Source organism: Actinomycetota bacterium, from assembly GCA_030776725.1.
Lineage (GTDB): Bacteria > Actinomycetota > Nitriliruptoria > Nitriliruptorales > JAHWKO01 > JAHWKW01.
The window spans coordinates 22,566-29,892 of sequence record JALYHG010000010.1; the positions used below are offsets into that span (position 1 = coordinate 22,566).

Sequence of the window (7,327 nt, forward strand, 5' to 3'; positions counted from 1 at the left end):
CGGGGTTGCCCCCCGGGGCGACCCGGGGGGCAACAGCGCTGGTCAGTGTTAGCTCCAGGAGGCGGTGACGGGCTCGGGTTCGGGTTCGGGTTCGGTCGGGACCAGCTTCGGGCCGGTCGGCTCCGTGGCGGGGCCGCCCGGGTAAGCGGCCGGGCCGTGCGCCAGCTCCGGGTAGGCGTACATCCCGTGCTCGTGGATGTCGAGACCCTCGAGCTCCTCGGCTTCGGTCACCCGGATCCCGATGGTCGCCCGCAGCGCCAGGAACGCCGCTCCGGAAGCCGCGGCGACGAACGCGGCGACCGCCACCACCCCGATCGCCTGGGTGAGCAGGAGCATCGCACCGCCGCCGTACAGCAAGCCGCCGTCGACGGCGAACAGCCCCACGCCGACCGTCCCCCACGCCCCACAGATGCCGTGCACGCTGACGGCCCCGACCGGGTCATCGACCCGCAGCCGGTCGATCACAGCGACGCTTTCGAACACGATGACACCGGCGACGGCGCCGAGCACCAGCGCACCGAGGTTGTTGACGACGTCCGCGCCGGCGGTGACCCCGACGAGACCGGCGAGGATGCCGTTGCCCTTCATCCCGACGTCGAACTTGCCCGTCCGCACCCGGCTGTACAGGCCGGTCGTGACGCCTCCGGCGCAACCCGCCAGCGCGGTGGTGACCAGCACCCGGCCGATCGCGTCACCGTCCAGCGCGAGCACCGAGCCGCCGTTGAACCCGAACCAGCCGAAGAACAGCGCCAGCACACCGAACACGGTCATCGACATCGAGTGTCCCGGAATCGCCCGTGCCGTGCCGTCCGGGCCGAACTTGCCCAGGCGCGCACCGAGGATCAGGGCGCCCATCAGTGCGGCGACGCCCCCGGTGAGGTGCACGACGGTGGAGCCGGCGAAGTCGACGAACCCGAGCGAGTCGAGCCAGCCGCCGCCCCACTTCCACGCCCCGACCACCGGGTAGATCAGCCCCGTCATCACCACGGCGAACAGGACGTACGCGGAGAGCTTCATCCGCTCGGCGACCGCTCCGGACACGATCGTGGCGGCCGTGGCAGCGAACATCCCTTGGAAGAAGAAGTCGATCGCGATCGAGCCAGCAACCGGCTCGTACGCGCTGAAGTTCAACAGGAAGAACCCGTCCGTGCCGAACAGGCCGGATGCCTGCGCGCCGTACATGACGCCGAACCCCACGGCGAAGTAGACGATGAACCCGAGACACAGGGTCATCAGGTTCTTCATCAGGATGTTGGCCGTGTTCTTCGCGCGTGTCAGTCCCGCCTCGAGCATCGAGAAGCCGACGTGCATGAACATCACGAGAACGCCGGCGAGCATGAGGAACATGACCAGGACCGCGTTCTCGAGCTGGGTGACAGACATCCCCTCGAACCTCCCATCGACTGCAGTGGCCCGCAAGCTACGCAGCAGCTTTTTCCGGGGGGTTGCTCGCGGGTTTCGCGGGCGTTACAAGTCGAGGTCGTTTCCGAGTCGAGGTCGTTCACGAGTCGAGGACATCACCGACGAGCCCGGACGCTGCTCCCCACTCAGCGGCTCGAGGGCACCCGGTCGTGGCTGGGGTCCCTGCTGCGCTCGCTGGTCGGGTGCGCTGCTCGCAGAACCAGTGTGAAGCACGTGCCTTGTCCGGGAGTCGACTGGACACCGAGGCGGCCGCCTTGCGCTTCGGCCAAGGCGCGACTGACGTACAGGCCGATGCCGCTCCCGGAACTTCGGTCGCTGCGGTAGAACTTCTCGAACAACCGGGGCAGCGCGGTGGCCTCGATGCCCGGTCCCCGGTCGGCCACGCTGACAGTCGGTGAGCCGTCGTCCTGGTCTTCGACGCTGACCTCGATCGGCATCTCGAGGCCGGCGAAGCGGACGGCGTTGTTCAGCAGCTCGATCAGGATCTGCAGGACGCGGTCACGGTCGGCAAGTGCAGGGCGGTCGGATGCGACGCGAACGTCGATGCGGGCGCGGTCGGTGAAGACATCGACGGCGTCGGTGACCAGTTCGGCGAGGTCGATCGGAGCGACGTGGACCGTCACCCGTCGGTCTTCCTCGAGCTGCGCGTAGTCGAGGAACTGGCGCACCAGCCAGTCCAAGTGGCGGATCTGGCGACGCGCCAGGTGACGGATGCGGCGCCGTTCCGGATCGAGCGATCCGACGCCGTCTTCGAGATCGACCGTGCCTCTGAGGATCGCCAGTGGCGTCCGCATGTCGTGAGACAGTCCGGCGAGGACCTGCTCGCGGAATTGGGCGTTGGCGCGTTCCGTCTCGAACTCGACGGTGCGACGGGCCGCGAGGCGCAGTTCGAGCTCGTCGATCACGATGGCAGCGAGGTCGGACAGCGTCTCAAGCTGCTGCGAGTCGACGTCGCGCGGCTCCACGTCGATGATGTTCAACGTCCCCAGGTTGTAGCCGTCGCTGGTCGTGAGAGGCACCGCGACGTAGAAGCGTAGGCCCAGCTCGCCGCGCACCAGCGGGTTGTCCAGCGTCCGAGGGTCGAGGCCCGCGTCGGTGACCACGTACGGCTCGTCCCGCAAGATGGCGGATGCGCACAGCCCACGATCGCGCGGGATCTGATCAACGTCGATGCCGCACGTGGACTTGAACCAGATCCGGTCGCGGTCGACGATGGTGATGGTGCTGATCGGCACGTCGCAGAAGCGCGCAGCCAGGGCGGTCACCCGGTCGAATGCCCCGTCGGGGGGCGTATCGAGGATGTCGTACCGTCTCACGGCCTCGAGACGACGCTCCTCGTCATCACCCCTGATCATCGGCGACGCCGTCGCGCCAGGAACACATGACCGCCGTTCCGTCTCGGTCGCGCGACGCTATCCCGACGCGTCGCGGCTCCGGGTGGCCGAAGGGGCGGTGTCGAGCCGGCCCCATGACGGTTCGCGAACCACGGGTATGCTGCCCCGCCTCGGAGGGGAGTACCCGCAGGCGGCGGCGTCGTCACCACGGCCTCGTGCCCGGTGCCGTCGGCCACCTCGACCAGGTGGTGGGGAGACCTCCGGTCGCTGACGTGGCGTCCGGAGGTCGTCGATGTTCCTCGCTGCTGCTCCCGCCGGTCCGGGCGATTTCGTCCGACTCGACGTCCCCAGCTGGGCCTGGCTGGCCCTGACGCTCACCATCGCGGCGCTGCTCCTGGCCGACCTGCTGCTGGTCCACCGCACGCCGCACGCGGTGTCGTTCCGTGAGGCGCTGGTCGAGAGCGGCGTCTGGGTCGCGCTGGGGCTGGCGTTCGGGATCGTGCTGTGGTGGTCGGCCGGCGGCCAGACCGCCGGCGAGTACTACGCCGGATACCTGATCGAGAAGAGCCTGTCGGTCGACAACGTCTTCGTCTGGGCGGTGATCTTCAGCTACTTCGGCGTGCCACCCAAGTACCAGTTCCGGGTGCTGTTCTGGGGCGTGTTCGGTGCGCTGGTGCTGCGGGCGATCTTCATCTTCGCTGGCGTGGCGCTGCTGGAGCGGTTCGACTGGCTGCTGTACGTCTTCGGTGTGTTCCTGCTGTACACCGCGTTCAAGATGCTCCGCCACCGCGGCACCGAGGTCCACCCGGAAGACAACCCCGTCCTCAAGCTGGTGCGTCGGGTGGTTCCGTCGACGAGCGACTACGACGGCCAGAAGCTGTTCACCCGGCGCGACGGTGCCTTGCTGGCGACCCCGCTGTTCGCGGTCCTCGTGCTGGTCGAGGCCACCGACGTCGTGTTCGCGATCGACTCCGTGCCAGCGATCCTGGCGATCAGCCGGGAGCCGTTCATCGTGTTCTCCTCCAACGCCTTCGCGATCCTGGGGCTGCGTGCGCTGTACTTCGCCCTGGCCGGGATGGCCGGTCGGTTCCGGTACCTCGACATGGGACTGGCGGCGATCCTCGCGTTCGTCGGCGTCAAGATGATCCTGGTCGAGTGGTACCACCTGCCGATCCCGCTCAGCCTGGGCGTGATCGCCACGATCCTGACCGTGGCGATCGCGGCGTCCGTGCGCGCCGACCGACGTGGCGAACCGGACCGGATCCACGCCGCCGAGCCGGCGCCGAACCAGCAGCCGTCGCAGCAGCCCGACGTCTCCGACCCGGGCAGCGCACCGGCCGAGGCGAAAGAGCCGTTGTTCCCGCAGGAGTGAGAGCTGGCGGTGGGCTCGGTGAGTGACCCCGTGGGTAGGCTTCGGCCATCCGCGGTCGGTCGACGACAGGGCAGCGCATGTGCGGGATCATCGGTGTCGTCGGCCGTGACGACGCCTTGGACGTCATCGTCGACGGCCTGCAGCGGCTCGAGTACCGCGGGTACGACTCGGCTGGGGTCGCGCTCCAGACGGGTGGCGGTGGGGCCCACGGCCTGCGCGTCGTGAAACGCGCCGGGAAGCTGCCCACGCTGGTAGCCGCCCTCGAGGGCGCCCCGGCACACGGCCGCACCGGCCTGGGACACACCCGCTGGGCGACCCACGGAGCGCCGACCGACCGCAACGCCCACCCCCACACCGACCCGACGGGATCGGTCTCGGTCGTGCACAACGGGATCATCGAGAACTACCAGACGCTCAAAGCGTCGCTGGACGGGCGGTCGTTCGCATCCGACACCGACACGGAGGTGGTCGCGCACCTCGTCGCAGACGCCTACGACGGCGATCTGCTCGAGGCGGTGCGTCGGGTCGTTGCGCGGCTGCGGGGCGCCTACTCGCTGTGCTTGGTGCACGCTGACGAACCCGACGTGCTAGTGGCAGCCCGACGCGCGTCGCCGCTGATCATCGCGCACACCGACGGGGTCGGGTACTGCGCCTCGGACGTCGCGGCGCTGATCACCCACACACGGGAGGTGGCAGCACTCGGCGACGGGCAGCTGGCGCGTATCACGCCCGCGGGGGTCGACGTCGTCGACGGCGACGGTCGCCCGGCCGAGCCTGACCCGTACACCGTCACCTGGGACGTCGACGCCGCCGAGAAGCAGGGCTACCCGCACTTCATGCTGAAGGAGATCCACGAGCAGCCACAGGCGGTCGCCGACACGCTGCTCAACCGACGCCTCGACGGTCGCCTCACCCTCGACGAGCTCCACCTCGACGAGGACGAGTTCGCCCGCCTCGACAAGGTGTTCGTGGTGGCGTGCGGGACGTCGCTGTACGCGGGGATGTTGGCCAAGCTCGCCGTCGAGCATTGGGCCGGGATCCCGGTCGAGGTGGAGGTCGCCAGCGAGTTCCGTTACCGCGACCCGATCCTGTCCGAGCACACCCTCGTCGTGGCGATCAGCCAGTCCGGCGAGACCGTCGACACGCTCGCCGCGGTGAGCCACGCCCGGGACCAACGCGCCAAGGTGGCCGCGATCACCAACGTGGTCGGCTCGAGCCTGGCTCGGGAGGCCGACGCCGTCCTGTACACCCACGCCGGCCCCGAGATCGGTGTGGCGGCGTCCAAGACGTTCACGACCCAGATCGTGGCGGTCGATCTGCTGGCGCTGTACCTGGCCCAGATCCGCCGGGCGTTGTGGCCCGACGAGGTCGCCGACATGCTCAAGCGCCTCGAGGATCTCCCGGCGCAACTGGACGAGGTCCTGGCCGCCGAGGAGGACATCGTCGACCTCGCCCGCCGCTACGTCGACGTGCCCTACACCATGTTCATCGGTCGGCACGCGAGCCTGCCGATCGCCCACGAAGGCGCGCTGAAGCTGAAGGAGATCAGCTACCTGCACACCGAGGCGTTCCCTGCCGGGGAGATGAAACACGGGCCGATCGCCCTGATCGAGCATGGCAGCCTGGTCGTGGCGATCGCTCCCCGCGGCCACGTGTTCACCAAGATGGTGGGCAACATCCAGGAGGTGAAGGCCCGCGGTGCCCGGGTGCTGGCGATCGGGACGAAGGGCTCGACCGCCGAGCTCGAGGAGCACGCCGACCACATCATCGCGATCCCCGAGGCGCACGAGCTGGCTGCCCCGGCGCTGGCGGTCGTGCCCCTGCAGCTGCTCGCCTACCACATCGCGACGCTCCGCGGAGAGGACGTCGACCAGCCCCGCAACCTCGCCAAGACGGTCACGGTCGAGTGACCGGGGGATCGCCGCGGCGACGCTCCTACCATGCGGTGTCCGACCGGGCCGTGAACGGCCCGGCAACGAGAGGACATCATCGATGCGCCCGAGATCGATGCGCCCGTACAGGCGTTGGGTGCCAGCAGCGGTCGTGTGCGTGGTCGTCCTGGCCCTGACCGGCGCACCCGCGTTCGGGCACCACACGACCCAACCGGCCACGATCCAACCCGGCGCCGCGATCGTCACCGACACCGGGTTCTGCACTCTGAGCTGGATCTTCGACGGGACCGGGGAGCTGGCCGGCAAGGTGTACGCCAGCACCGCCGCGCACTGTGTGGACGAGGTCGGCCAGACCGTCAGTCTGGCGACGACCAGCCTCGGGCGAGCGCAGGATGCCATCGGCACGGTCGCGTTCCGCGGTGACCCCGACGAGCCGGGGCGCGACTACGCGTTCATCGAGATCGCCGCCGACGATCGCGACCGGGTCAGCCCGGCGTTGAAGGGCCACCCCCGCATCCCCACCGGCGTGTCGAGCGACTACCGCGAGGGTGATCTGATGCAGTTCTCCGGCCACGGGGTCGGGTTCAACCTCACGTCGCTCACCCGTCAGGAACGCGTCGGCGTGCTCAACTGGACCGACGGCCGCGAGCACCAGATCGTCGGCGGTGTCACACCCGGGGACTCCGGCGGTCCCGTCGCCAACCTGAGTGACGGCGGCACCGCGTTCGGGATCGTCGCCACGGTCGGGGCCGGGATGGACACGAGCGCGCTGACGGTGGTCACCGCCGGGGAGGGCGGCGCCAACCTCGACTGGGTCCTCGCCGACGCGGCCGCCCGCGGCTTCACCGTCACGCTCCGCACCGTCAAGAGGTGATCGGTTCGCGGCGGCGCTGCGCTGACCGGCTCGGCGAACCTCGCCGACCGTGACGCGGCGGTGGCCCGCCCCGACGCCACCCGACTGACCTAGCCTGCCACGTGATGCCGGATCTGCGCTGCGTTCCGCTGCTGGACGCTGCCGCTGCCCACGCCGGTGACGAGGCGGCGGTCGCGGCCGGTTCGTCGTGGGCTGCGCTCATGCAACGGGCAGGGGGGCACCTGGCGCGCGGCATCGTGGCCACCGCCGGGTACGGGTACGGGTTGCGCGTCGCGATCGTGGCCGGGAAGGGCAACAACGGTGGTGACGGTTGGGCGGCGGCGCGCCGACTGGCCGCTTGGGGCGCCCAGCCGCGGGTGGTCGCGGTCGCGGGACTCGACGCTGAGCTCTCCGACGAGGCGAGCGACCAACGCCGCCGGTTTCTCAGCGCCGG

At 69.7% G+C, this 7,327-nt stretch carries 6 protein-coding genes; 4 read left to right on the forward strand and 2 right to left on the reverse strand.

The features are described 5' to 3' along the window. Positions 1–48 precede the first annotated feature (48 nt). Both amt and M3N57_00380 read right to left on the reverse strand, forming a co-directional pair. A complete protein-coding gene (gene amt, locus M3N57_00375) occupies positions 49–1,383 on the reverse strand; it encodes an ammonium transporter (GenBank protein MDP9021162.1) in 1,335 nt (444 codons plus the stop codon). Positions 1,384–1,547: 164 nt separating this feature from the next. Next, positions 1,548–2,777 carry a GAF domain-containing sensor histidine kinase gene (locus tag M3N57_00380; GenBank protein ID MDP9021163.1) on the reverse strand — a complete coding sequence of 410 codons (1,230 nt, stop codon included), beginning with the start codon at positions 2,775–2,777 and terminating at the stop codon, positions 1,548–1,550. A gap of 271 nt (positions 2,778–3,048) precedes the next feature. On the opposite strand from M3N57_00380, the gene M3N57_00385 reads away from it, so the two are divergent. The 4 genes from M3N57_00385 to M3N57_00400 all read left to right on the forward strand — a co-directional run. Then, on the forward strand, positions 3,049–4,128 hold the full coding sequence (locus M3N57_00385) for a TerC family protein (protein MDP9021164.1): 1,080 nt from the start codon (positions 3,049–3,051) through the stop codon (positions 4,126–4,128). Between the two features lie 77 nt (positions 4,129–4,205). Then, the gene (gene glmS / locus M3N57_00390) at positions 4,206–6,038 is read left to right on the forward strand and encodes a glutamine--fructose-6-phosphate transaminase (isomerizing) (GenBank protein MDP9021165.1); all 1,833 of its coding nucleotides are present in this window, start codon (positions 4,206–4,208) and stop codon (positions 6,036–6,038) included. Between the two features lie 118 nt (positions 6,039–6,156). Then, positions 6,157–6,894, forward strand: coding sequence for a serine protease (locus M3N57_00395; GenBank protein MDP9021166.1), 738 nt, complete (start codon positions 6,157–6,159; stop codon positions 6,892–6,894). A gap of 104 nt (positions 6,895–6,998) precedes the next feature. Further along, positions 6,999–7,327, forward strand: a 329-nt coding sequence (locus M3N57_00400) for a bifunctional ADP-dependent NAD(P)H-hydrate dehydratase/NAD(P)H-hydrate epimerase (GenBank protein MDP9021167.1), incomplete at its 3' end; no start/stop codon positions are given.